The organism is Streptomyces tubbatahanensis, from assembly GCF_022699385.1.
GTDB classification, from domain to species: Bacteria; Actinomycetota; Actinomycetes; order Streptomycetales; family Streptomycetaceae; genus Streptomyces; species Streptomyces diacarni.
In genome coordinates this window covers 1,244,977-1,267,274 of the sequence record NZ_CP093846.1, presented here as the reverse complement: position 1 = coordinate 1,267,274, position 22,298 = coordinate 1,244,977, and the positions used below count along the sequence as shown (strand labels likewise).

The 22,298-nt window shown below is 72.8% G+C and carries 22 protein-coding genes and 7 tRNA genes; 17 read left to right on the top strand and 12 right to left on the bottom strand.

Going from position 1 to position 22,298, the window contains the following annotated elements:
• Nucleotides 1–44: 44 nt before the first annotated feature.
• Nucleotides 45–974, bottom strand: a complete 930-nt coding sequence (locus tag MMF93_RS05435; protein ID WP_242749920.1) for an alpha/beta fold hydrolase — start codon at nt 972–974, stop codon at nt 45–47.
• A gap of 52 nt (nt 975–1,026) precedes the next feature.
• Between MMF93_RS05435 and MMF93_RS05430 the strand changes: the two genes are divergently transcribed.
• Together MMF93_RS05430 and MMF93_RS05425 are read left to right on the top strand one after the other, a co-directional pair.
• Nucleotides 1,027–1,500, top strand: a complete 474-nt coding sequence (locus tag MMF93_RS05430) for a MarR family winged helix-turn-helix transcriptional regulator (protein WP_242749919.1) — start codon at nt 1,027–1,029, stop codon at nt 1,498–1,500.
• 117 nt (nt 1,501–1,617) lie between these two features.
• Nucleotides 1,618–2,463: a TrmH family RNA methyltransferase gene (locus MMF93_RS05425; protein WP_242749918.1), complete on the top strand. Its 846-nt coding sequence runs from the start codon at nt 1,618–1,620 to the stop codon at nt 2,461–2,463.
• 30 nt (nt 2,464–2,493) lie between these two features.
• Here the strand turns inward: MMF93_RS05425 and MMF93_RS05420 are convergent, their stop codons facing one another.
• The gene (locus tag MMF93_RS05420; protein ID WP_242749917.1) at nt 2,494–3,963 is read right to left on the bottom strand and encodes a serine/threonine-protein kinase; all 1,470 of its coding nucleotides are present in this window, start codon (nt 3,961–3,963) and stop codon (nt 2,494–2,496) included.
• Between the two features lie 634 nt (nt 3,964–4,597).
• Between MMF93_RS05420 and MMF93_RS05415 the strand changes: the two genes are divergently transcribed.
• From MMF93_RS05415 to MMF93_RS05405, 3 genes are all read left to right on the top strand, one after another.
• Complete coding sequence (locus tag MMF93_RS05415; protein ID WP_114020588.1) at nt 4,598–4,807, top strand: hypothetical protein; 210 nt, start codon at nt 4,598–4,600, stop codon at nt 4,805–4,807.
• Nucleotides 4,808–5,100: 293 nt separating this feature from the next.
• Nucleotides 5,101–6,084 carry a phosphotransferase family protein gene (locus MMF93_RS05410; RefSeq protein ID WP_423835355.1) on the top strand — a complete coding sequence of 328 codons (984 nt, stop codon included), beginning with the start codon at nt 5,101–5,103 and terminating at the stop codon, nt 6,082–6,084.
• Between the two features lie 83 nt (nt 6,085–6,167).
• Complete coding sequence (locus tag MMF93_RS05405; RefSeq protein ID WP_242749916.1) at nt 6,168–6,458, top strand: TFIIB-type zinc ribbon-containing protein; 291 nt, start codon at nt 6,168–6,170, stop codon at nt 6,456–6,458.
• A gap of 69 nt (nt 6,459–6,527) precedes the next feature.
• Here MMF93_RS05405 and MMF93_RS05400 read toward each other — a convergent pair.
• The 5 genes from MMF93_RS05400 to MMF93_RS05380 form a co-directional block, all read right to left on the bottom strand.
• Nucleotides 6,528–6,602 (bottom strand) — tRNA-Val (locus MMF93_RS05400).
• A gap of 1 nt (nt 6,603) precedes the next feature.
• Nucleotides 6,604–6,675: transfer RNA gene (locus tag MMF93_RS05395), tRNA-Val, on the bottom strand.
• A gap of 38 nt (nt 6,676–6,713) precedes the next feature.
• Nucleotides 6,714–6,785: transfer RNA gene (locus tag MMF93_RS05390), tRNA-Val, on the bottom strand.
• Between the two features lies 1 nt (nt 6,786).
• Nucleotides 6,787–6,860: transfer RNA gene (locus MMF93_RS05385), tRNA-Cys, on the bottom strand.
• A 34-nt stretch (nt 6,861–6,894) separates the two neighbouring features.
• A tRNA-Gly gene (locus MMF93_RS05380) sits at nt 6,895–6,967 on the bottom strand.
• Nucleotides 6,968–7,119: 152 nt separating this feature from the next.
• Here MMF93_RS05380 and MMF93_RS05375 point away from each other — a divergent pair.
• From MMF93_RS05375 to MMF93_RS05365, 3 genes are read left to right on the top strand one after another with little or no spacing between them, the layout of a single operon-like run.
• Nucleotides 7,120–8,211, top strand: coding sequence for a chorismate-binding protein (locus tag MMF93_RS05375; protein WP_242749915.1), 1,092 nt, complete (start codon nt 7,120–7,122; stop codon nt 8,209–8,211).
• Between the two features lie 54 nt (nt 8,212–8,265).
• Complete coding sequence (locus MMF93_RS05370; RefSeq protein ID WP_242749914.1) at nt 8,266–9,087, top strand: aminotransferase class IV; 822 nt, start codon at nt 8,266–8,268, stop codon at nt 9,085–9,087.
• Nucleotides 9,088–9,128: 41 nt separating this feature from the next.
• Nucleotides 9,129–9,974 (top strand): GNAT family N-acetyltransferase, encoded by an 846-nt coding sequence (locus MMF93_RS05365; RefSeq protein WP_242749913.1) that lies wholly within the window; start codon nt 9,129–9,131, stop codon nt 9,972–9,974.
• Nucleotides 9,975–9,983: 9 nt separating this feature from the next.
• Here MMF93_RS05365 and MMF93_RS05360 read toward each other — a convergent pair whose 3' ends face one another.
• A complete protein-coding gene (locus tag MMF93_RS05360; RefSeq protein WP_242749912.1) occupies nt 9,984–10,487 on the bottom strand; it encodes a DsbA family protein in 504 nt (167 codons plus the stop codon).
• 102 nt (nt 10,488–10,589) lie between these two features.
• Between MMF93_RS05360 and MMF93_RS05355 the strand changes: the two genes are divergently transcribed.
• Nucleotides 10,590–11,051, top strand: coding sequence for a hypothetical protein (locus tag MMF93_RS05355; protein ID WP_242749911.1), 462 nt, complete (start codon nt 10,590–10,592; stop codon nt 11,049–11,051).
• Between the two features lie 126 nt (nt 11,052–11,177).
• Complete coding sequence (locus MMF93_RS05350) at nt 11,178–11,339, top strand: hypothetical protein (protein WP_181856402.1); 162 nt, start codon at nt 11,178–11,180, stop codon at nt 11,337–11,339.
• A 72-nt stretch (nt 11,340–11,411) separates the two neighbouring features.
• Here the strand turns inward: MMF93_RS05350 and MMF93_RS05345 are convergent, their stop codons facing one another.
• Entirely contained in the window at nt 11,412–11,981 is a 570-nt protein-coding gene (locus MMF93_RS05345) for a CGNR zinc finger domain-containing protein (RefSeq protein ID WP_242749910.1), read from the bottom strand.
• Between the two features lie 355 nt (nt 11,982–12,336).
• Complete coding sequence (locus MMF93_RS05340) at nt 12,337–12,750, bottom strand: SsgA family sporulation/cell division regulator (protein WP_016467747.1); 414 nt, start codon at nt 12,748–12,750, stop codon at nt 12,337–12,339.
• 199 nt (nt 12,751–12,949) lie between these two features.
• Here MMF93_RS05340 and MMF93_RS05335 point away from each other — a divergent pair, with 199 nt between their 5' ends.
• From MMF93_RS05335 to MMF93_RS05305, 7 genes are all read left to right on the top strand, one after another.
• Nucleotides 12,950–13,318: a TIGR02611 family protein gene (locus tag MMF93_RS05335; RefSeq protein WP_242749909.1), complete on the top strand. Its 369-nt coding sequence runs from the start codon at nt 12,950–12,952 to the stop codon at nt 13,316–13,318.
• A 69-nt stretch (nt 13,319–13,387) separates the two neighbouring features.
• Nucleotides 13,388–13,459, top strand: a tRNA-Val gene (locus MMF93_RS05330).
• Nucleotides 13,460–13,529: 70 nt separating this feature from the next.
• Nucleotides 13,530–14,000, top strand: a complete 471-nt coding sequence (locus MMF93_RS05325; RefSeq protein ID WP_242749908.1) for an SRPBCC family protein — start codon at nt 13,530–13,532, stop codon at nt 13,998–14,000.
• Between the two features lie 51 nt (nt 14,001–14,051).
• Nucleotides 14,052–14,123 (top strand) — tRNA-Val (locus MMF93_RS05320).
• A gap of 205 nt (nt 14,124–14,328) precedes the next feature.
• A complete protein-coding gene (locus MMF93_RS05315) occupies nt 14,329–15,246 on the top strand; it encodes a hypothetical protein (RefSeq protein ID WP_242749907.1) in 918 nt (305 codons plus the stop codon).
• A gap of 149 nt (nt 15,247–15,395) precedes the next feature.
• Nucleotides 15,396–17,378, top strand: a complete 1,983-nt coding sequence (gene thrS / locus MMF93_RS05310; RefSeq protein WP_242749906.1) for a threonine--tRNA ligase — start codon at nt 15,396–15,398, stop codon at nt 17,376–17,378.
• Nucleotides 17,379–17,469: 91 nt separating this feature from the next.
• Nucleotides 17,470–18,009, top strand: a complete 540-nt coding sequence (locus MMF93_RS05305; RefSeq protein WP_242749905.1) for an HIT family protein — start codon at nt 17,470–17,472, stop codon at nt 18,007–18,009.
• A gap of 120 nt (nt 18,010–18,129) precedes the next feature.
• Here the strand turns inward: MMF93_RS05305 and MMF93_RS05300 are convergent, their stop codons facing one another.
• Both MMF93_RS05300 and MMF93_RS05295 read right to left on the bottom strand, forming a co-directional pair.
• The gene (locus tag MMF93_RS05300) at nt 18,130–19,809 is read right to left on the bottom strand and encodes a hypothetical protein (protein WP_242749904.1); all 1,680 of its coding nucleotides are present in this window, start codon (nt 19,807–19,809) and stop codon (nt 18,130–18,132) included.
• A gap of 236 nt (nt 19,810–20,045) precedes the next feature.
• Nucleotides 20,046–22,274 (bottom strand): elongation factor G-like protein EF-G2, encoded by a 2,229-nt coding sequence (locus tag MMF93_RS05295; RefSeq protein ID WP_242749903.1) that lies wholly within the window; start codon nt 22,272–22,274, stop codon nt 20,046–20,048.
• Between the last annotated feature and the right edge of the window lie 24 nt (nt 22,275–22,298).

Here is a 22,298-nt window from a genome sequence, read left to right as displayed (position 1 = left end):
CGCGGAGTGCCAGTCGTGCGGGTGTCCGCCGTGCGGACGCCCTCTCAGGCCCCCTCGGCGGCGAAGTCGCGCAGGTGCCGCCAGACCTGCTCGGGCACCTCCTCCGGTGCGAAGTGGCCCGAGTCGGCCAGCAGGGCGGTCGTCAGGTTCGTGACCCCGGCGCGGCGGAAACCCCGCGCGTAGGCGGTGAGGTCGCCGCCCTCGCCGTCTCCCCGCAGGTACAGCATCGGGGTCTCGACGGGCCCGGCCGCGGCGGAGGCGGCGTTGTCGCGGGCGTCGGAGGGGAAGCTCCGGTAGAGGTCGAACCCGGCGGCGAGCGCCGTCTCGCTCCGGTAGGCGGCGGCGTGTGCGGCCCGGGCCTGCGGAGTGAGGCGGGCGGGGTCGGCCGCGAGGATGTCGTAGAAGTAGTCGAAATACGCGGCCTGCCGCCCCTGGACCAGGGTTTCGGGCAACCCGGGCACGGCGTGCAGGCCGAAGTGCCAGATGTACGGGTTGCGCAGCACCTCGTCCCACGGGTCGACGCCGGGGATCACGGTGTTCATGACGACGGCCCGGCCGAGGTCGCCGTACTGCCGCAGGTACGCGTACGCCACCATGCCGCCCGCGTCGTGGCCGACGAGCGTGAGGTCGTCGAGCCGGAGGTGGTGCACGAGCGCGTGCACGGCCTGCGCGAGCCGGCGCTTCGGCGCGCCCGCTGGCTTCGGCGCGCCCGCGGGCTTTCGCGCGCCCGCGCGCTTCGGCGTGCCCGTGGTGAGGGGAGCCGAGTCGCCGATGCCGGGGAGGTCGACGGCGATGGCCCGTGCTCCCTCGGCCGCCGCGGCGCTCATGACGTCCTGCCAGCTGCGCCAGGACTCGGGCCAGCCGTGCAGGAACAGGAACGGCCTGCCGCTCGGCGGGCCCGCCGTCACGACGTGGAGCGACAGTGCGGGATCGGCTGCGGGCGTCACCTGCTGATGACTCAGCTCAATAGACATGTGGCATGTCTACTAAAAGACATGAGGCATGTCTAACTGTTACAGTGTCATCATGTCGAGCGCACAGGAGCCGAGCCCGCGGGAGCGACCCGCCTACGAGCGGGGGACCGGCTTCCTCCTGGCCCGGCTCGGCTCCCTGGTGGCGCGCTCGTGGGGCGTCTTCCTCGGCGAACACGGGCTCACCCAGAGCCAGTACACGCTCCTGGTGGCGCTCGATGAGCAGGGGCCGGTGGGCCAGCGGCAGCTCGCCCGGCTCGTGGCCGTGGACGCCAGGAACGTCGTGGCGGTGCTGGACGCGCTGGCCGCCCGTGACCTCATCGAGCGGCGCGCGCACGAGGGCGACCGCCGCCGCCGTGTCGTCCTCCTCACCGCAGCCGGACGCGCCCTCGTGGCCGCCGTCGCGGGCGCGGCCAACGCCGAGGAGGACCGGCTCCTGCGTGCGCTGAGCGCTCGGGACCGCACCCGCCTCAACCACCTGCTCCGCCAGGTCTACGCGTCGGAGGCGGCCGAGGAGCGCCGCCCCTGACCCCGTCGTCCCCTTCCCCCGGCCCCTGACCCGGGGCGGGCCACCGCCACCGCCCCATGCCGTACGCGGCGGTAACGACACATTGGCACTTCGAGCGCGACAAGGCAGTATCGGCCCGTGGCTACCGCATCCTCCCCCGGAACACCCCAGCAACCGTCGACGGACAAGCTCGTCACCGTCGAGCGCCCCGACGACCCCCGTCTCGCCGACTACACGGGACTGACCGACGTCGAGCTGCGCCGCAGGCGCGAGCCGGCCGAGGGGCTGTTCATCGCGGAGGGGGAGAAGGTCATCCGCCGCGCCCTGCACGCCGGGTACGAGATGCGTTCGATGCTGCTCTCCGCCAAGTGGCTCGACACCATGGGCGACGTCATCGACGAGGTGCCGGCCCCCGTCTACGCCGTCAGCCCCGAGCTGGCCGAGCGCGTCACCGGCTACCACGTGCACCGTGGCGCCCTCGCCTCCATGCAGCGCAAGCCACTGCCCACCCCGGAGGGGCTGCTGGCCGGCGCCCGCCGTGTCGTGATCATGGAGTCGGTGAACGACCACACCAACATCGGCGCCATCTTCCGCAGCGCCGCGGCCCTCGGCATGGACGCCGTACTGCTCTCACCGGACTGCGCCGATCCGCTCTACCGCCGTTCGGTCAAGGTGTCGATGGGCGCCGTCTTCGCCGTTCCCTACGCGCGCCTGACCGGCTGGCCGCGCGGTCTGGAGACGGTGCGGGACGCCGGGTTCCAACTACTCGCGCTCACCCCCGACGAGAAGGCCGTCCCGGTCGACACCGTGGCCACGGGCGGCGACCGGCGAACGGCGCTCATGCTGGGCGCCGAGGGCAGCGGACTGACCTCGCGCGCCCTGCGCGCCGCCGACGACTGGGTCCGCATCCCGATGGCCCACGGCGTCGACTCCCTCAACGTGGGCGCGGCCGCCGCCGTCGCCTTCTACGCGATAGCGAGGTAGCGCGGAGCGGGTGGAGCGGGCGGGACGCCCTCACCGTTCCGCGGTGGGCGACGGCGAGGCCGCCGACACCCGTTCGGTGACGTGGCCCAGGCCGCGGGTGGGACCCTCGCAGCCCTGGGCCGCGGCGATCCCCAGGGCGACCAGCAGGGTGACCACCACGAAGACGATGAGCCGCTGGCGCAGCAGCCGCCGCTTGCGGGCCGCCGGGCTGAGCCCCGCCCGTGGACGGCCGCCGCCCTCCTGGCGGGGGCCGCGCGCTGCGCTCTGCCGTGCGCCCGTGGCACGGCCGCTCCCGATCCGCTCCGTGCCGCCCCGTTCCGCGCCGCGGGGCGGCGGGGGGCCCGCGGGGCGGCGCACCACCCGTTCGTGTGCCTGGCGCCCCCCGCTCCCCGTCGGATAACCGGCGTCCCGCGCGGGACGCGACATCCGCGAGCGGGCGGATCCCGCCCCCGTCGCACGGGCGGTGCGCGGAGTGGCGGCCCGCGGCGCGCCCGTCCCCCCGTCACGTCCACGGGCCGAGCCGTCCCGCTGGGTCCGCTGCTGCGCGTGGTCGCGGGCCCGCCGCTCGGCCGACAGCGGCTCCCGCCGCCCGCCGGGCACCGGGCGCGCACCGGCACCCGGCCGTCCTGCGCCCGCGGCCCCGCCCAGCCCGGCCGCCTCACCGCCGTCGGAGAGCCCGCGCGCCTCGCGCGCCGCGATCTCCTTGAGCCGCAGCGAGAGCTGCAACGTGCTCGGCCTGTCCTCCGGCGACTTGACGAGGCAGGCGTGGACGAGGGGAGCCAGCGCCGCGTGCACCTCGTCGAGCTGCGGCTCCTCGTGCACCACCCGGTAGAGCATGATGTCCGAACTGCCCTGCCCGAACGGGGAGTCCGCCGTCGCCGCGTACGCCAGCGTCGCGCCCAGCGCGAACACGTCCGTCGCGGGGGTCACCGCCGCGCCCCGCACCTGCTCGGGCGCCAGGAACCCCGGAGACCCGACGGCGGTACCGACGTGGGTGAGGGTGCTGGCCCCCGTCGCCCAGGCGATGCCGAAGTCGATGATGCGCGGGCCCTTGGGGGAGAGCAGGATGTTCGACGGCTTCAGGTCCCGGTGCACGACCCCCGCCTCGTGCACGGCGACCAGCCCCTCGGCGAGCGCGGCCCCGATCGAGGCGACCTGCGAGGCGGGCAGCGGCCCGCCTTCGGTCACCTTGTCGTGCAGCGAGGGCCCCGGCACGTACTGGGTGGCGAACCAGGGGCGGTCGGCCTCCAGATCGGCGGCCACCAGCCTGGCCGTGCACCCGCCGCGGATGCGCCGTGCGGCCGACACCTCCCGCGCGAAGCGGGAGCGGAACTCCTGGTCCTCGGCGAGATCCGGGCGGATCACCTTCAGCGCCACCCGCTGGCCACGCCGGTCCGAACCGAGGTAGACCACGCCCATGCCGCCGGCCCCCAGACGGCGGTGGAGCCTGAACGAGCCGACGACTCGCGGGTCCTCTCGCCGGAGCCGCATCATCGCCATGTCCGTTCCCTACCTCCGGTGTCCGGCGGGGCGGGCCCCGCCTCCGGCGCCCGGTGGGAGGCCCACCGGCTGACCGGTCCGTCTGACGACGACAGCTTACGGACTGCCGCCGCGTGGCGACGATAGGCCGCGCACGCGGCGCCAGACGGAATGTCAGGGCACAGCGGACGGTGGTCAGTCAGCACAACGCGCCGTGACCGCGCGCCCGCGCGCCCTGCCGCGCCGCCCCCAAGCCGTCGTCCTGGCACGGGGATTGACGGGGCGAAAGCCGGCACGGCGGAAGGCGCCCGCGGCATCCGGGCCGGGCCCCGCGACCCCGCCGGTCCCGCCGTGTCCCCGCCCCGCGGCAGGGCGGGACGGGCCCGAGTTCCGCACCGCGGAGTGAGCGAACTCACCCGTGGAGGCGCGCCCCTGCGATACCCCCTGGGGGAAGACCCCGGGAAACCGGCCGGTGCCTCCACCCTGGGGAGTACGCGGCGCGGCTCGGCGTCATCCTGCGGGAGGCCCCGGAGTCGGTACGCGCGCATGACGCCGCAGGTCACGCCGGTGCCTAATGTGGTGGTCAAGCGGCGGACGCAGCACTCGTCCCCCGAGGTCAGACGTCCGCCGCCCCACACGACGACAGGAGCGGATCATGGCGCACACCGCCGGGCGCACGGCGCCCGCAGGGAAGGGGAAGCCGACGGCACTGGCCGGCCCGGGTACCCGTCCCGGCGGGCGGCGCCATCCGCTGGTGGCAGCAGCCATGGTGCTGCCGCTCGCCCTCCTCCTCGGGCTGGTCTCCGGCTGGGGTCGGACGGTCCTGGAACAGGCGTCGTCCGTTGCCGGAATGTTGGGGTCCTGAGCGGGCCCCGGGCCCGGTGGAGCGGACCGGGTCGGGGACTTCCGGTGGTTACAGCCCCGTGGGGACGGGGGTGCGGCGGACGGCAAGAGGCCCGGGCGGCTGGGGAGCTGCCCGGGCCTCCACGCTGTAATGCGCCCTCCACGCTGTAATGGCGCCCTCCGCGCTGTGACGGCGCGCGGCGCTTGAGCGGGTCCCTCGCACCGCGGCGTGGGCCCTGGCTGACGAGGTGCGCCGCACCGCGGCAGGGCGGCGGACCGTAGGCTGTGGCGTTCTCCGTCGCCGAAGGGGCTGCCGTGCCGATACCCGATCAGCAGGCCGCCGACCCCGCGCTGCGCAGGGCGCTCGCCCGGCTGGTGGGCGCCATGGACGGTGAGGTGCTGGCCGAACGGGCCGACGCGACGGTCGTACGCGTCGGGAACCGCGTCGCCAAGGCGCACGATCCGGACGCGGAGGCCGGGGCGCTCGCCGTCCGGCTCGGGGTCGCGGCAGCCGAGCCGTACGCGGGCGTGCTGCTCGCCCCGCTGCGGCACGGCGGTCCGGTCGAGCTGCCCGGCGGCAGGAGTGCCAGCGTCTGGCCGTACGGGAGCCCCGTGGACCCGGCCGACCCCGGGGCGGCCCCCTGGGAGGCGGCGGGCAGCCTGCTGGCCCGGCTGCACGCGGTGTCCCTCCCGGCGCCCGGCCGGCTTCCCGGGCCCCTGCCGCCGATGCGGGGCCCGGCGAAGGCGGCACGGGCTCTCGCCCGCATGCGCAGCGCCCCGGGGGGCGCCCTCGCGGCGGCGGCCCGCACCGTGGAGGGGGCGTGGGCGTCGCTGCCCGCCTGGTGCCGCGGCGAGGAGCCGCCGCCCCGTGCCGCCGCGGTCTGCCACGGCGACTTCCACCTGGGGCAGCTGGTCCGCCACCCGGCCGGCACGGGGGACTGGCACCTCATCGACGTCGACGACCTCGGCCTCGGTGATCCGGCCTGGGATCTGGCCCGGCCCGCCTGCTGGTACGCCACCGGGCTTCTCGCGCCCGAGGAGTGGGAGCGGTTCCTCGGCTCCTACGTGCGCACCGTCCGGGCCGCCGGTTTCCGGGGAGGGCTCGCACAGGCGGACCCGTGGCCGCGGCTGGACGCGCCGGCACGCGCGTTGACGGTGCAGAGCGCCGCGCTCGGCATCGCCAAGGCGCGTGCCGCGGACCGTGTGCTCGACGAGGCGGAGGAGGCCTGCGTGGCCGCCTGCGCACGGATGGCCGCCGTTGCCGCCCAGGCCGAACTCCCCGCACCCCAGGGGCCGTAGGGTGGTGCCCGCCCGGCGGAAACCGGTCGGCGTCCGAGGCCGGCTCTGGGCCGCCGGGCACGGGTCAGAGAGGGAGCAGGCGAATGATGTGTCCGAAGTGCGGTGCGCCCATGCACACGTACAACCGCAACGGCGTGCAGATAGAACAGTGCGCCAACTGCCGGGGAATCTTCCTCGACTACGGTGAGCTGGAGGCCCTCACCAGGATGGAGGCGCAGTGGACGCAGTCCGCACCTCCGCCGCCGCCCGCAGGGCAGGCGTACCCGTCGGGTCCGGCCTGGGGCGCCCCGCACCACGGCTCGCACGGGCACTACGGCCACCACGGGCACCACGGCCGTCACGGGGGCTTCGGACGGATGCTGTTCTCCTCCTGAACCCGCGCTCTTGCCGGGCGAGAGCACGAAGAGGGCCCCGGCCGACCGGCCGGGGCCCTCTTCAGGATCTGGTGGACGATACTGGGATTGAACCAGTGACCTCTTCCGTGTCAGGGAAGCGCTCTCCCGCTGAGCTAATCGTCCGTGCGCGGTACTGGGATTGAACCAGTGACCTCTTCCGTGTCAGGGAAGCGCTCTCCCGCTGAGCTAACCGCGCGTGGGGCAGGCAAGAGCCCCGAGGTCCTCGCGGACCGGTGGACGATACTGGGATTGAACCAGTGACCTCTTCCGTGTCAGGGAAGCGCTCTCCCGCTGAGCTAATCGTCCTTGGAGGTGGAGACGGGATTTGAACCCGTGTAGACGGCTTTGCAGGCCGTTGCCTCGCCTCTCGGCCACTCCACCGAGTGCGGGGGTCCCGGGAGGATCCCCCACATCGAGCGGACGACGAGATTCGAACTCGCGACCCTCACCTTGGCAAGGTGATGCTCTACCAACTGAGCCACGTCCGCAGGCGCCCGCACGCGATGGTGGCCTGGCGGGTGCCTCGTCTCCGGAGCACTTGCGTGCCGCGGCGACGTGTTGAACTTTAGCGGATTCCCGGGCCAGCTCAAATTCCGTTTCCGCAGCGTGGCCGCCGGGCGGCCCCCATAGACTCGGCGCCGTGTCCGATCTGACCCCGCTCGCCCGCTTGGGCGGGCGCCTCGCCACCGACCTGCGCGACGTCACCAGCGACCCCGAGGCCCTCGACTCGACGGGCTGGTGGGCCGTGGTCGCCGACTACGAGGGTGGCCTGCGCTGCGCCCGTTTTGGAGACGTACGCGCCGCGCCCCTGCCCGAGCCGGTGCCGGGGCGCTGGCGCGGACCGGCACCACAGGACTGGGTGAGTTCCCTCGATCACGCGGCGTACACGGACGGGGTGCGGCGAATCCGCGCGGCGATCGCCACCGGCGACGTCTACCAGGTCAATCTCTGCCGCGTCCTGTCCGCGCCGCTGCCCGACCCGTCCCCGCGGGCCTGCGACATCGACCAGCTCACCGCCCGGCTCGCCCAGGGCACCCCCGCGGCCCACGCCGGAACCGTTCGCCTCCCCGCCCACGGCATCGAGATCGCCACCGCCTCGCCTGAGCTGTACCTGGCCAGGGACGGCAGCGCGGTCGAGTCGGGGCCCATCAAGGGGACGGGGCGCTCCGCGGCCGATCTGGGGGACAAGGAGCGGGCGGAGAACGTGATGATCACCGACCTGGTCCGCAACGACCTCGGCCGGGTCTGCGTCCCCGGCTCCATCACCGTCCCCGAGCTGTGCTCGGCCGAGCCGTACCGCGGGCTGGTCCACCTGGTCTCCACCGTCCGCGGCGAACTGCCCAGGGACGCGAAGCGGCCGTGGGCACGGCTGCTGGAGGACACCTTCCCGCCCGGATCCATCACCGGCGCGCCCAAGTCGAGCGCGCTGCGGCTGATCGACGCGCTGGAGGCGGCGCCGCGCGGCCCCTACACCGGCGGTATCGGGTGGGTCGACGCCGACCGCGGCGTCGGCGAGCTGGCCGTCGGCATACGGACGTTCTGGATCGAGCGCGAGCACCCGCGCGCCCTGCTGCGCTTCGGCGCGGGCGCCGGGATCATCTGGGACTCCGACCCCGAGGCGGAGTGGCGGGAGACCGAGCTGAAGGCTTCCCGGCTGCTCGCGGTAGCGTCGGGGGAGTACGAGGAAGACAGGACCGCGCCACGGCCGGGGAGCGTGCGCAAAAGCACCTGACCAGGCGCGCGCGGTGACGAAGCGGTCCCTTCGGGCTCCCTGAGGTGAACAGCAGTGAAGATCTGGCTCGACGGCGGCCTGCGGGACGCCCACAGCGCGAACGTCTCCGTGCTCGACCACGGACTGACGGTCGGCGACGGCGTCTTCGAGACCGTCAAGACCGCCGAGGGCACCCCCTTCGCCCTCACCCGGCACCTGCACCGGCTGGCGTCCTCCGCGCGCGGTCTCGGCCTTCCCGAGCCCGACCTGGACGAGGTGCGCCGCGCCTGCGAGGCGGTCGTCGCGGCGAACCCGATGCCCTACGGCCGGCTGCGGATCACCTACACGGGTGGCCTCTCCCCGCTCGGCTCGGACCGCGGCGACGCGGGCCCGACGCTCGTCGTCGCACTCGGTGAGGCCACCCGCAGGCCGGACGCCACCTCCGTCGTCACCGTCCCGTGGACCCGCAACGAGCGCGGCGCGGTCACCGGGCTGAAGACCACCTCCTACGCCGAAAACGTCGTGGCGCTGGCACGCGCCAGGCAACAGGCCGCCACCGAGGCCCTGTTCCCCAACACGCACGGACAGCTGTGCGAGGGCACGGGCTCCAACGTCTTCCTCGTCCTCGACGGCGAACTGCACACCCCGCCGCTGACGTCGGGCTGCCTGGCGGGCATCACCCGCGCCCTCGTCCTCGAATGGACGGGCGCACGGGAGACGGAGCTGCCCATGGAGGCGCTCGAGAGGGCCGAGGAGATCTTCGTGACATCCAGCCTGCGCGACGTGCAGGCGGTCGCCCGGCTGGACGGGCGCGCCCTCGCGGGCGCGCCGGGGCCGGTGACCAGCAAGGCGATGCGGGTCTTCGAGGAGCGCTCGGCGGCCGACATCGACCCGTGAATTCGGTGGCTGTACCCCGCGTCGGCGGGTAGAACCGGGGCGTGACGACAACCCTGCGCCCCACCGGGCCCGAAGGCCGCGACGCCGAGGGCAGACGCCACCGCGCGTACGAGATCCGCGTCAACACCCGCCCGGTGGGAGCCCTCACGCTCCTCGGGCCCCGCGACTCCGGGCCCCCGTTCGGCACGATCGAGCACCTCCACGTCGAGGAGGGGGACCGGCGGCGGGGCAGGGCCACCGTCGCGGCCCTGGCAGCGGAAGAGATCCTGCGCGGCTGGGGCTGCACCCACGTGGAGGCCCACAGCGCGGCGGCGGCCGGGGAACGGGCCCCGGGCGACCACCTGTCGGCCGCTCTCGGCTACGCGGAGCGCAGCCGGCACATGATCAAGGAGCTGCGCGAGCGCCCCGCACTGCCGCCAGGCAGCGAGGACAGACCGCTGCGGGACGAGGAGTTCGCGGCGTGGTGTGAGGCGTCCGACGCGACGTACGTCGGCGGCATGATCGACCGCGGCCTCACCCGGGCCCAGGCGGCGGCCGGGGCCGAGGCGTCCCGGCGCGCGAGGCTGCCGGAGGGCGCCGCGACGCAGGGGGTCGCGCTCCGCGTCCTGACCTGTGAGGGCGCCGACGTCGGCACACTGTGGCTGGCCTTCACCGCCCTGCCCCGCCGCGACGTGGACGCCTGGGTCTTCGACGTCAACGTCGACCCCGCACGGCGCGGAGCGGGGCACGGGCGCTCACTGATGACGGTGGCGGAACACGAGTGCCTCCAGCGGAGCGCCCCGCGCCTCGGACTGAACGTCTTCACGGACAACACGCCCGCCGTGCGGCTCTACACCTCGCTCGGCTACCGCACGGCCGAGCGGTTCTACGTCAAGAAGCTTTCGTAGCGGCGCGGTTCAGCCCGCCAGGAGCCGGTCGGTGATCTCCTCGACGCGCTCCCGCAGGCCCTCCTGGCTCGTGCCGCCGTCCAGCCGCTCCCCGCCGATGACGTAGGTCGGAGTGCCGGTCACGCCGATCGCCTTTCCCTCGGCCTGGTCGGCGTCCACCGCCAGCAGGTGCCGGCCGTCGATCAGCGCCGACTCCACCTCGCCGGTGTCCAGGCCGAGTTCTCCGGCCACCTCCACGAGCAACTCCTCGCCCCGCTCGCCCAACTCGGCGGTGCGTGCCAGCACCGCCTCGGCGTAGGCGTCACCGCTGCCCTGCTCGTAGGCCTCCTCGAACGCCTGCGCGGCGGCGTAGGCGTGCTTGTGCTTCTCGAGGGGGAAGTGCCGCAGCCGGATCTCCAGCGCGTCGCCGTACCGTGCGCGCAGGGCCCGCAGGTCGCTGACGGACCGATGGCAGTCGGGGCACTGCAGCTCGCACCACACGTCGAGGATGACCGGGGGGTGGGTGTTGTCCATGGGGTCAGTCTCTCAGCCCCAGGGAGGGCCCCGACCCCGAGATCTCCCTGAACCCGGCCCGCGCCGTGGCCGTGGCGGCCCGCCCGGTGACACGATGGGGGCATGCTCACCACGACCGTCTGCGCCGCGCTCTCCGCCGCGGGCCTGGCCATCGCCTTCCTCACCGCCTGGCGCCGCCGCTTCGCCGCCGCGACGCGCATCGCCGCCGTCGCGCTGGTGCCGGTCGGGCTCGCGATGTCCGGTCTGGTCGGGCTCGGCGGCAAGATCGGCAGGGCCGTCGGCGGCTGGGCGGCCGATCTGGTGCTCAAGCCCACGGTCTGGGCGGGCTTCGCCGTGCTGGCCTGCGCCGTCGTCCTGTGGGTCATCGGCCGCGTGGCGTCCGGAAGGTCCGCGGGCAAGCCCGCCAAGCAGCCCCGGGCCCAGGAGGAGAAGCCCCGCTCGACCGGGCCCGCCTCCGGTGCCCCGGCGCTGACCACCCCGCCGTCGGGCCGGCGGAAGACGCAGGCCTCCGATGGTGAGGACTTCTCCGATATCGAGGAGATCCTCAAGAAGCACGGCATCTGACGCGCTCGCGCCCCGGAGGCTCTAGCACGCCGGCAGTGGCCATACCGGACTTTTCGCTGACTTCCACGCGAAATGGGGGCACGTGCTCGTGGCCGTCCCGGGGGGCTGAGACATGATCACGGCGAGATGGACACGACGCCGGACTCCTCGGTCGAGCTCGACGAGCTGCCGCCCCCCGAACCCAGGGGATGCCTGTACGCACTCTCCCAACCCCCGCTGATGCTGTTCCTCGCCGTGATCGCGGTGCTGATCGGCACTGCCGCGGCGCACGATCTGCTGTTTCTGTGACCGCCGTTTCTGTGCGCGCGGCTTCTGTGCACGCCACCCGACCGGCCGACGGCGAGCGCGTCTCCCGCGGGCTCAGCCCTGGGGGGCTTCGGCCGACTCGCGCTGCCGGGCGCGGTAAGCGGCGACGTGCAGGCGGTTGCCGCAGGTGCGGCTGTCGCAGTAGCGCCGGGACCGGTTGCGGGACAGGTCCACGAAGGCGCGCCGGCAGTCGGGCGCCTCACAGCGCCGCAGCCTGTCGCGCTCGCCGGAGACCAGGAAGAACGCCAGTGCCATGCCGCCGTCGGCGGCGAGATGCTGGGCGAGGGAGGCGCCGGGTGCGAAGTAGTGGACGTGCCAGTCGTAGTCGTCGTGGTCGGTCAGCTGCGGCGTCGTGCCCGCCTCCGAGACCAGCGCGTTGATCAGCCGGGCCGCCGTGCGCGCCTCCGGGGCGGCGAACACCTGCGCGAAACGCCCGCGGACGGCTCTGACGTCGCTCACGTCGTCCCCGGCGAGCGCGTCGACCCCGCTGACGCCGTGGCGCTCGACGAAGGCGCGCAGATCGGCCACGGACACCAGCGAGTCGGGCGTCTCGCCGTCCGCCATGGTGTTCAGCAGCCCGACCACCTGGTCGAGTGCGCACCGGGTGTCGTGGTTGATCTGCACGGGCCGCTCCGCTCCTGCCGTGTCCGGGGAGATCCCTCCGGCTGCCGCTCAGAGAGCGTAGTCGCTCCCGTCTGTGTCGAACGCTCAGCGGCCCGCACCGGTTCCCGCCCGGCTCCCGGGCCAGCGCGCATGCCCGGGGGCCGCGCAGGGTCCTGGGGGCCCGACGCGGCGAGGTGGTGCCACGCGGCGAGGTGGTGCCGGCGGCGAGGTGGTGCCACGCAGCGACGCCGCCGCCACGTACGAGTACGCGGCGGCGGCGTCGCAGTGTGCCGTTACACGAAGTGGTGCCGTGGCACACGGCTGCCGGGCCCGCGAACCGTCGCCCCGAGTCGGACGGTCGCGGGAACCGGCGGTCTCAGCTCTCGGCGAGGATGTGCGAGAGCTCTGTGTCGAGGTCGAAGTGACGGTGCTCGGTACCGGGCGGCACGGCCGCGTCGGTTCGCTTGAGGAAGGATTCCAGTGCCCGCGCCGGGGCCTCGAGCAGGGCCTCGCCCTCCGGGGAGCTGAGGGCGATGCACGCCACGGCCTGCCCGTGGCTGCGGGACGGCCAGACTCGGACGTCCCCGGTGCCTGTCGGCCTGTGGAGGCCTTCGGCCAGGAGATCGCGGGCGAAAACCCACTCCACGGTCTCCTCGGCACCGGTATGGAAGGTGGCGTGCACGGCGTAGGGGTCCGCCGTGTCGTACCGCAGGCCCGCCGGGACAGGCAGCGAGGACTCGCTCGAAACAACGAGGCGCAGGTGCAGCTCGCAGCTCACCGTTGTGTTCATAAGCGCCAGGGCCTTTCGCTCAGTGTGCGCTCGGGGATTCGCACGTCGGCGCAATCGACATGCCACCTACGCGCCGGTTGTAAACCCCTCTGACTGATTTGCCCGGAATCGAATCCTTCATACGGCTCTTGTAGGTTTGAGAAGTGCGGCCGATCGAGTGAACGGCCACACTCGGAAGAGGTCGGGTACCTTGTCCACCATGAGTGCGGAGAGTGACGAAATGCCACTTGGCACCCGCGAGGAAGAAGCGGCGGACAAACCGCTCGGTTCCCGCGCGCCCGACTTCATCAAAGCCTCCAGGCCGCTCCACATGAGCTGGCGCGCCGGGATATTCCTGGTGGGTCTTGCCATCGTGGTCGCGGGAGTCATCATGCTGCCCCTCCCCGGTCCTGGATGGCTGGTGATCTTCGCCGGTATGGCGGTGTGGGGGACCGAGTTCGTCTGGGCGCAGCACGTCCTGCGGTGGACGAAACGTAAGTACCACGAGGGCACCCGCTGGCTGAAGGAACGCCGCGCCGCCCGCAAGGAGCGCAAGCGTGTCAGGCGCGAGGCCGGGCAGGGCTCCTGAGCCGTCACCCACCGGCCGCCGGCTGGTCGGGAGCACCCTTTGACATGCGGTAATGTTGAGCCCGCAAGCGGGCGATTAGCTCAGTGGGAGAGCGCTTCGTTCACACCGAAGAGGTCACTGGTTCGAACCCAGTATCGCCCACCCTCGTGCACCGGGGCCCGGAAGCCGTATGCTTCCGGGCCCCGGTCGCGTCGTGGGGGAGGGGGCACGGATGGGCCGCGGTGCGCGGCTGAACCACTACCGCTTCTGCAGCACCTGGCGGCTGGCGGCGTCCCCCGCGCGCGTCTACGCGGTGCTCGAGCGCGCCGAGAGGTACCCGCGCTGGTGGCCGCAGGTCCGCTCGCTGGTCCCGACCGGCGAGGACGGCGGCACGGCCCGCATCCGTTCCGTGCTTCCCTACGTGCTCACCGTGACTCTCCGTACCGCCCGCCGGGATTCCGCGTCCGGGATCCTCGAGATCGCCATGGGTGGCGACCTGGACGGCTGGGCCCGCTGGACGATACGGGCGGACGGCGACGGCGCTCTGGCGCTCTACGAGCAGGAGGTGGACGTGCGTGACCGGCTGCTGCGGTTCCTCGCCCTCCCCGCGAAACCCCTGCTGGCTCTCAACCACGCGGTGATGATGCGGGCCGGCGAGCGCCGTCTGCGGGCCCTGCTGGAAAGGGGTTTGGATGAAGAGTGAGCCGCACTGTATGGTTCTGCACGTGCCGCCGGGCGACCGGCGCGACACCCGGGGCGATTAGCTCAGTGGGAGAGCGCTTCGTTCACACCGAAGAGGTCACTGGTTCGAACCCAGTATCGCCCACCCCGAGTTGCTGTCTCACGAAGGCCGGACCGTCACAGTACGGACCGGCCTTCTTCGCGTGCGGCCCCACTGTCCGCCCTCCACCCGTTCGGGAGCGCTGCGCCCCTTCCCCGCCCGCTCCGGCTCCCCCCCCCGTATCCCGGCTGTTTGCGGCGCCACCGCCCGGTCAGGAGAAGAGCACAGGGACCGGTACACGGAGAGCGTGATGCGAGTCGCCGCCGACGACGACGAAGTCCACTGCGGACGCGAACTGCCCGCGAGCAACGCGGCAGCCACCTGGCGAGCCCGGCAGAAGCTGGGCACCGCCGCCCGCGCCATGCTCCGCGCTGCCGCCCTCGCCGCCCACCACCGCACCGGCTACCACGGCGCCAGGGGCGAGCGCCGAGCCGACGCACTGATCGCCCGCGCGAGCTTCGACGAGGGCCCCGACGCGCAGGCCGCGGGGCGCCGGCTGACGGCTCTGCTGGCGCCACCGGTCCGCGGCGGGCCCCGTGAGGCCGTCGTGCTGGGCCGGGCGCTGCGCGCCGTAACGGAGGCCGCGCGCGGCTACCGCGCCACCGGCGACCTCGAACACTTCGACGCCGCGGTCGCCCACGGCTGCTGCGCCGAACTGACCGAGTCGCTGTGCCAGTTGCTGCGCGGTACGGAAGGCGTGCGCATCCGGCTCGGCTGGTCGCGCACGGCCGGGACGCCGCACGGCTGGCAGGCCTGCCCCGAACCGTTCCGCTTCGCCCCGCACGACCTGGCCGCCCTCGAAGAGGCGGGCAAGCACTATGTGCGCGCCGAACCCTCCGTACCCGTACGGGTGACCGGTACCGTCGTGCGTCTGCGGCGCGCGAGCTCCGGCGGTCCTGGCTCGGTGCGCATGGACGTCCTCGCCGGGGCCGAGGTCACCCAGGTGCGTGCCCGGCTGGATGAGGACGACTACCGCCTCGCCGTCCACGCCCACCTGGCCGGGCTGCCGCTGCGGATCAGTGGGCTGCTGGAGAGCAGGGGCGGCTTCCGGCGCGTCAGCGGCGTCCGGGATGTCGCGCCCGTACCCGTCCCCGGGCCCGCCCGCGAGCGGCTGCTCAAGCGGCTGCGGGGCGACCTCGACGCCTTCGAGCGGGGCCTGGCCGACTGAGCAGGAGCCCGCTCGCCAGCCGGGACGGAGCCCGGGTGACCGTTTCGCGGTCGGGCCCGGTGGCTCGGTACGATTCGAGCGCGCGGCCCCACTCCGCGCGCTCGGCGCGGCAGCGGCCGCGCACCCCAGGTGAGAGTCAGGAGAGACCGGTGTCAGATGCCCGTGTGACCATCCAACGCGATTCCGAGCGGGAAGAGCGCGTGGTGACGACGGGCACGACGGCCGCCGCGCTCTTCGAGGGCGAGCGCTCCGTCGTGGCCGTCCGCGTCGGCGGTGAGCTCAGGGACCTCGCCTACCAGCCGGCCGACGGCGAGGAGATCGAGCCCGTCGAGATCACCAGCGAGGACGGGCTGAACATCCTGCGCCACTCCACGGCGCACGTGCTGGCGCAGGCGGTCCAGGAGCTCTTCCCCGAGGCCAAGCTCGGCATCGGTCCGCCCGTCAAGGACGGCTTCTACTACGACTTCGACGTCGCCGAGCCCTTCACCCCCGACGATCTCAAGCGCATCGAGAAGAAGATGCAGCAGATCCAGAAGCAGGGGCAGCGCTTCTCCCGCCGCGTCACCACCGACGAGGACGCACGCGAGGAGCTGGCGGACGAGCCGTACAAGCTGGAGCTGATCGGCCTCAAGGGCAACGCGGCAGGCGCCGCCGAGGGCGCCTCCGCCGAGGTCGGCTCCGGTGAGCTGACCATCTACGACAACCTCGACGCCAAGAGCGGCGAGCTGTGCTGGAAGGACCTGTGCCGGGGCCCGCACCTGCCCTCCACCCGGCTGATCCCCGCCTTCAAGCTGATGCGGTCCGCCGCCGCCTACTGGCGGGGCTCCGAGAAGAACCCGCAGCTCCAGCGGATCTACGGCACCGCGTGGCCCACCAAGGACGAGCTCAAGCAGTACCTGGAGTTCCTCGCCGAGGCCGAGAAGCGCGACCACCGCAAGCTCGGTACCGAGCTGGACCTCTTCTCCATCCCCGAGGAGCTCGGCTCGGGCCTGGCCGTCTTCCACCCCAAGGGCGGCGTCGTGCGCAAGGTGATGGAGGACTACTCGCGCAAGCGGCACGAGGAGTCCGGCTACGAGTTCGTCAACACGCCGCACATCACCAAGGAGCGGCTGTTCGAGATCTCCGGACACCTGCCGCACTACGCGGACGGCATGTTCCCGCCGCTGGAGTTCGACGAGCAGAACTACCGCCTCAAGGCGATGAACTGCCCGATGCACAACCTGATCTTCAGGGCGCGCGGCCGCTCCTACCGCGAGCTGCCCCTGCGCCTCTTCGAGTTCGGCACCGTCTACCGGTACGAGAAGTCCGGTGTCGTGCACGGGCTCACCCGCGCCCGCGGCTTCACCCAGGACGACTCGCACATCTACTGCACCAAGGAGCAGATGCCGGACGAGCTGGACAATCTGCTCACCTTCGTCCTCAACCTGCTCCGCGACTACGGGCTGTCCGACTTCTACCTGGAGCTGTCCACCCGTGACCCCGAGTCGGACAAGTTCCTGGGCACCGACGAGGAGTGGGAGGAGGCCACCGAGGCGCTGCGCCAGGCGGCCGGCAAGCAGGGCCTCGACCTGGTCATGGACCCGGGCGGCGCTGCCTTCTACGGCCCCAAGATCTCCGTCCAGGCGCGCGACGCCATCGGCCGCACCTGGCAGATGTCGACGATCCAGGTCGACTTCCAGCAGCCCCAGCGCTTCGGCCTGGAGTACACCGCCGCCGACGGCTCCCGCCAGCAGCCTGTGATGATCCACCGCGCGCTCTTCGGCTCCATCGAGCGGTTCTTCGCCGTCCTGCTGGAGCACTACGCGGGCGCCTTCCCGGCCTGGCTCGCGCCCGTCCAGGCCGTCGGCATCCCGATCGGCGACGACCACGTGCCGTACCTGGCCCAGTTCGCGGCCGCCGCGAAGGCCAAGGGGCTGCGGATGGAGGTCGACTCCTCCTCGGACCGGATGCAGAAGAAGATCCGCAACGCGCAGAAGGCCAAGACTCCCTTCATGGTGATCGCCGGTGACGAGGACGTCGCGGCAGGCGCGGTCTCCTTCCGCTACCGCGACGGGTCGCAGAAGAACGGGATCCCGCAGGACGAAGCCCTGCGCGAGATCGCCGACGCGGTCGAACGCCGCGTCCAGGTGTGACACCGGCCGCCGGGTCGTGACGGGGAGGGGGCGGTCTGCCGGGCCGCCCCCTCCTCGTGTCAGGCGCTGTCAGGCGCATAAGCTGGCGGGCATGACGAGTGAGCCGGAGCAGCAGATCGGAGTGGGGACGCCGGACGCGTTCCAGCGCCTGTGGACCCCCCACCGGATGGCCTACATCCAGGGCGAGAACAAGCCGAGCGGTCCCGGAGCCGAGGACGGCTGCCCCTTCTGCTCCATCCCGGAGAAATCCGACGAGGACGGGCTGATCCTCGCCCGCGGTGAGCACGTGTACGCGGTGCTCAACCTCTACCCGTACAACGGCGGCCACCTCATGGTGGTGCCCTTCCGGCACCTCGCGGACTACACCGAACTCGACGAGGCGGAGACGGTCGAGCTGGGGGAGCTGACCAAGCGCGCGATGACCGTGCTGCGCCGCGTCTCGGGCGCACACGGCTTCAACATCGGCATGAACCAGGGCTCCGTCGCCGGCGCCGGCATCGCCGCGCACCTGCACCAGCACGTGGTGCCCCGCTGGGGCGGGGACACCAACTTCATGCCGGTGGTCGGCCACACCCGCGTCCTGCCGCAGCTCCTCGCCGATACCAGGGCGATGCTGGCCGACGCCTGGTGACCGCCGCCGCGCGTCGCTCCCGCGGCGCGCAGCCGTCGCCCCCGTGCGGGGACGACGGCCCACGTACGCGGAGGGCGGCCGGCCCGCCGTGACGGTCGGCCACGGCGCCGCAGGCGAGCCCTACGCGTCGTACACGTCCGCCTTGGACGGCTTGGCGTCCTGGACCGCCGCGCTGAGGTTGAGCGAACGGCTGCCGAACTTCTCCACGTCGCAGCCGTTCTCCTCCAGCACCCGGATGGCCGCCGCGTGGACGACCCGCAGGACGGGCGTCGCAGCGCGCATCGCGTCGTCGGCCATGAAGCGGTGCCGCCACGGCTTCTTCGCCCACGCGTGCCGCAGCCCGAACGGCTCGGGCAGGCTGAGCTTGCCGCCGAGGAAGTCCAGGACGGGCGGGAACCAGGTGAAGGGCGCGCGTGCCGCCAGGCGTACGACTTCCTTGGACTGCACCAGCGGCAGGTTGACGGTGCGGGTCTCCCAGAACTTGACGCTCTTGGAGACCTCTTTGGTCTTCGCCTTCGGGCCGCTGGTGAACAGCCCGTCCACCGGGCCCAGCGCGTGCCCGGTGACCTCGATGCGCAGCGTGTGGTGCAGCACGGTGACCGTGATCAGCAGCGTGATGACCAACTGGCCGTCCCAGAGCACGAACTGCACGCCCAGGTAGTGCCGGTTTCCGGCGCCGAACTGCTGCTCGTTGCAGATGCGCTGAATCTCGAAGTCCTTGACGCGGTAGCCCTCGATCTCCTGGCCCTCGGGGCGCTTGACCGCCTTGGCGCCCTCGGCGATGGGGGAGACGACCCAGTGCCGTATCGAGGGCGCGGGGAAGCCGCCGGTGTGCAGCGGGCCGCGCTCCAGCATGCGCAACTGGTCGTGGATGGCGCGGATGACGTCCCAGCTGCGGAACGGGTTGATGTCCTCGCCGTCCTTGGCGGGGATCAACTCCTCCGCCAGCTGCCAGCTGCCCCAGCGGGTGCCCATGCCCAGTATCCCCTTGGGGCCCGCGTAGTAGACCAGGTTGCTGGCCTGTTCGGCTGCCACCTTGGCCAGGCCCAGACGGATGCGTTCGGCGCCGGCGTCGCCCGGGTCCTGGGGAACGGCCTCGGGGATCTTGGCGCCGACCCCGGTGCCGCCCAGCAGGCTCTCCCAGCGGCTGCGCAGGTCCTTGGCGTAGCGCTCGCAGATCTGCTTGGCCCACAGGCCGCCGAGCAGTGGAGCCACCAGCATGGCGCGCAGGTAGATGCCCAGGAAGCCGTTGAAGGGCAGCAGGACGGCGAAGAGGACCACCAGCGCGCCGACGGCGACGAGCACCACCATGCCGATGGCTCCCGCCCGCCTGTCCTTGGAACCGGCGATCAGGCGGCGCATCTGGAAGGCCAGCAGCCACAGCAGCACGCCGGGCAGGAACAGCAGCCCGAAGACGGCCATCACCAGTGTCAGCCGGGCGTCGCGCTGCTTGCGCACGCGCGTGGCTGCCAGACAGTGCTCGACCACGGTCTGGGGTTCGATCCCGAAGGACTGGATGAGGGGCGCCCGTGCCCCGCCGAGCAGCCGGGTCTGGACAGCGCGCGCGTAGGCCTCGCCGAGGTTGGGCTCGAACAGGGAGAGCTTCGGTTTCTTGAACCCCGCGTCGGGGTTGGCCGCGACCAGCTTCTCCACCTCGTCGTCGCGGTAGGCGGCCGAGGCCAGCGCCTGCGACGCCGCCGTCTGACCGCCCTGGCCAGGGCCTGCGAGCGGGATCTGGGCGCCTGGGCTGAAGTCGGATGCCGCGTCGGTCTGGCTGCTGAGGTCGTCGAAACCGGCCACTTGGCCCCCACTCCGCTCGGATCTGGCTCACGGCACCGCGAGCCCGGCCTCGGCCCGGTGAAATGCCGCCGACCACGACGGCTTCCCAACTGCCATGGTCGGCACACATCTTGCCTCAGCCGAGCCGTTCCGGGCGACCGCCCTTCTTGGTGACCGTTCTTTTCCGTGACCGTCTCTGCGCACGACCGCCTCTGCTGACGACCGCTCTTGCCCGCGACGTTCCTCCCCTCCGTCTCTCACTGCCCGCCGCCCGCGGCCGCTGCTTCCTGGAGGAGGCGGGCGGCCTGTTGCTGCGGCATCGGCTCGTGCCGCGCGTAGGTGCGCGAGAAGCGCCCCGTGCCGTGCGACATGGAGCGCAGGTCGACCGCGTACCGGCCGATCTCGCTCTCGGGCACGCAGGCGCGCACGGATGTGCTGCCCGTGGCGGCCTGTTCGGTGCCCAGCACCCGGCCCCGGCGGGAGGACAGGTCGCTCATCACGGCGCCCACATAGGAGTCGGGCACGGTGACCTCCACCTCGGCCACCGGTTCCAGCAGGTGGATGCTCGCCCGTAAGGCGCACTCGCGCAGGGCCAGCGCACCGGCCGTCTGGAACGCCGCGTCGGAGGAGTCGACGGAGTGCGCCTTGCCGTCGAAGAGAGTGACCCGCACGTCCACCAGCGGGTAGCCCCCGGTGACCCCCTTGGCCGCCTGGGCGCGGACGCCCTTCTCCACCGAAGGGATGAACTGGCGCGGTACCGCACCGCCCACCACCTTGTCGACGAACTCGATGCCGGAGCCGTTCTCCAACGGTTCGACGGTCAGCTCGCAGATCGCGTACTGCCCGTGCCCGCCGGACTGTTTGACGTGCCGTCCGCGCCCGGTGACGGACGAGGCGAACGTCTCCCGCAGCGGCACCTCGTGCGCCACGGTCTCCACCCGCACTCCGAAGCGGGAGCGCAGCCGCTCGACGGCGACGTCCCGGTGCGCCTCGCCCATGCACCACAGGACGAGCTGGTGGGTGTCGGGGTTGTGTTCCAGGCGCATCGTGGGGTCCTCGGCCACCAGCCGGGCCAGGCCGTGGGAGAGCTTGTCCTCGTCGGCCTTGCTGTGCGCCTCGATGGCGACCGGCAGCAGGGGATCGGGCATCGCCCAGGGCGCCATCAGGAGCGGCGCGTCCGGGGAGGAGAGCGTGTCGCCGGTCTCGGCGCGGCCCAGCTTGGCCACGCTGGCGAGATCCCCCGCGATGGCCGCGTCCAGGTGCCGCAGCTGCTTGCCGAACGGCGCGGACAGCGCCCCGACGCGCTCGTCCGCCTCGTGGAGGGCGGGGTCCTGGTCGCCGCGGCCGGCCGTCCCTTGCCCGGTCACGTGTCCGGTCACGTGCACGGTCGAGTCGGGCCGCAGGGTGCCGGAGAAGACGCGCACGAGCGAGACGCGGCCCACGTAGGGGTCGGAGGAGGTCTTGATGACCTCGGCGGCCAGCGGCCCGTCCGGATCGCAGGACAGCGCGGGGCGCGGGGTGCCCTCGGGGGTGGTGACCGCGGGGATGCCGTGCTCGTCCGGGGTGGGGAACCCGCCGGTGATCAGCTCCAGCAGTTCGACGCTGCCCAGGCACTGGCCCAAGCTGCCGTCGGCGGGCGCGGCGGGCAGCACCGGGTGGAAGACGCCACGCGCCACGGCCTTCTCCAGGTCCGCGACGAGCGTGGTGACGTCGCACTCCTCGCCGCCGAGATAGCGGTCCATGAGCGTCTCGTCCTCGCTCTGCGCGATGATGCCCTCGATCAGCCGGTTCCTGGCCTGAGTCAGCCGCGGCAGCAGGCCCTCGCCGGGGTCGCGTTCGGTGCGCTGTCCGCCGCTGTAGTCGAACAGCCGCTGCGTGAGGAGTCCGGCCAAACCGGTGAGCGGGGCGCTGCCGTCGGCCTGCCGGTCGCCCAGGACCGGCAGGTAGAGGGGGATGACGGCGTCCGGGTCGTCGCCGCCGAGCACGTCCTGGCAGACGGTGACCATCTCCTCGAAGTCGGCGCGCGCCGCGTCGAGGTGGGTGACGACCAGGGCGCGCGGCATGCCGACGGCCGCGCACTCCTCCCACGCCAGCCGTGTCGACCCCCGCACACCGTCGGCGGCCGACACGACGAAGAGGGCGGCATCCGCCGCCCTCAGGCCGGCCCGCAGCTCCCCGACGAAGTCGGCGTATCCGGGGGTGTCGAGGAGGTTGATCCTGATGCCGTTCCAGGTGAGCGGCGCCAGCGCGAGCTGTACGGAGCGCTGTTGCTTGTGCTCGATCTCGTCGTGGTCGCACAGGGAGGTACCGTCCGCCACCCGTCCCGCGCGGGTGATCGCTCCCGAGGCGAGTGCCAAGGACTCGACCAGAGTCGTCTTGCCGGCTCCGCTGTGGCCGACCAGCACCACGTTGCGCAGTGCAGCGGGGTGGTCGGCCGCCGCTGCCCTGCCGGCGGCTCCGGGGTGTGCGTTCGCTTTGTCGGCCATGTGTCCCGCCTTCCGTCGTCACTG

Coding starts and splice junctions, on each gene's coding strand:
- MMF93_RS05435 (WP_242749920.1), bottom strand. CDS start 974: ATGTCTATTGAGCTGAGTCATCAGCAGGTGACGCCCGCAGCCGATCCC.
- MMF93_RS05430 (WP_242749919.1), top strand. CDS start 1,027: ATGTCGAGCGCACAGGAGCCGAGCCCGCGGGAGCGACCCGCCTACGAG.
- MMF93_RS05420 (WP_242749917.1), bottom strand. CDS start 3,963: ATGGCGATGATGCGGCTCCGGCGAGAGGACCCGCGAGTCGTCGGCTCG.
- MMF93_RS05415 (WP_114020588.1), top strand. CDS start 4,598: ATGGCGCACACCGCCGGGCGCACGGCGCCCGCAGGGAAGGGGAAGCCG.
- MMF93_RS05405 (WP_242749916.1), top strand. CDS start 6,168: ATGATGTGTCCGAAGTGCGGTGCGCCCATGCACACGTACAACCGCAAC.
- MMF93_RS05360 (WP_242749912.1), bottom strand. CDS start 10,487: ATGGACAACACCCACCCCCCGGTCATCCTCGACGTGTGGTGCGAGCTG.
- MMF93_RS05355 (WP_242749911.1), top strand. CDS start 10,590: ATGCTCACCACGACCGTCTGCGCCGCGCTCTCCGCCGCGGGCCTGGCC.
- MMF93_RS05350 (WP_181856402.1), top strand. CDS start 11,178: ATGGACACGACGCCGGACTCCTCGGTCGAGCTCGACGAGCTGCCGCCC.
- MMF93_RS05340 (WP_016467747.1), bottom strand. CDS start 12,750: ATGAACACAACGGTGAGCTGCGAGCTGCACCTGCGCCTCGTTGTTTCG.
- MMF93_RS05335 (WP_242749909.1), top strand. CDS start 12,950: ATGAGTGCGGAGAGTGACGAAATGCCACTTGGCACCCGCGAGGAAGAA.
- MMF93_RS05325 (WP_242749908.1), top strand. CDS start 13,530: ATGGGCCGCGGTGCGCGGCTGAACCACTACCGCTTCTGCAGCACCTGG.
- MMF93_RS05315 (WP_242749907.1), top strand. CDS start 14,329: ATGCGAGTCGCCGCCGACGACGACGAAGTCCACTGCGGACGCGAACTG.
- MMF93_RS05305 (WP_242749905.1), top strand. CDS start 17,470: ATGACGAGTGAGCCGGAGCAGCAGATCGGAGTGGGGACGCCGGACGCG.
- MMF93_RS05295 (WP_242749903.1), bottom strand. CDS start 22,274: ATGGCCGACAAAGCGAACGCACACCCCGGAGCCGCCGGCAGGGCAGCG.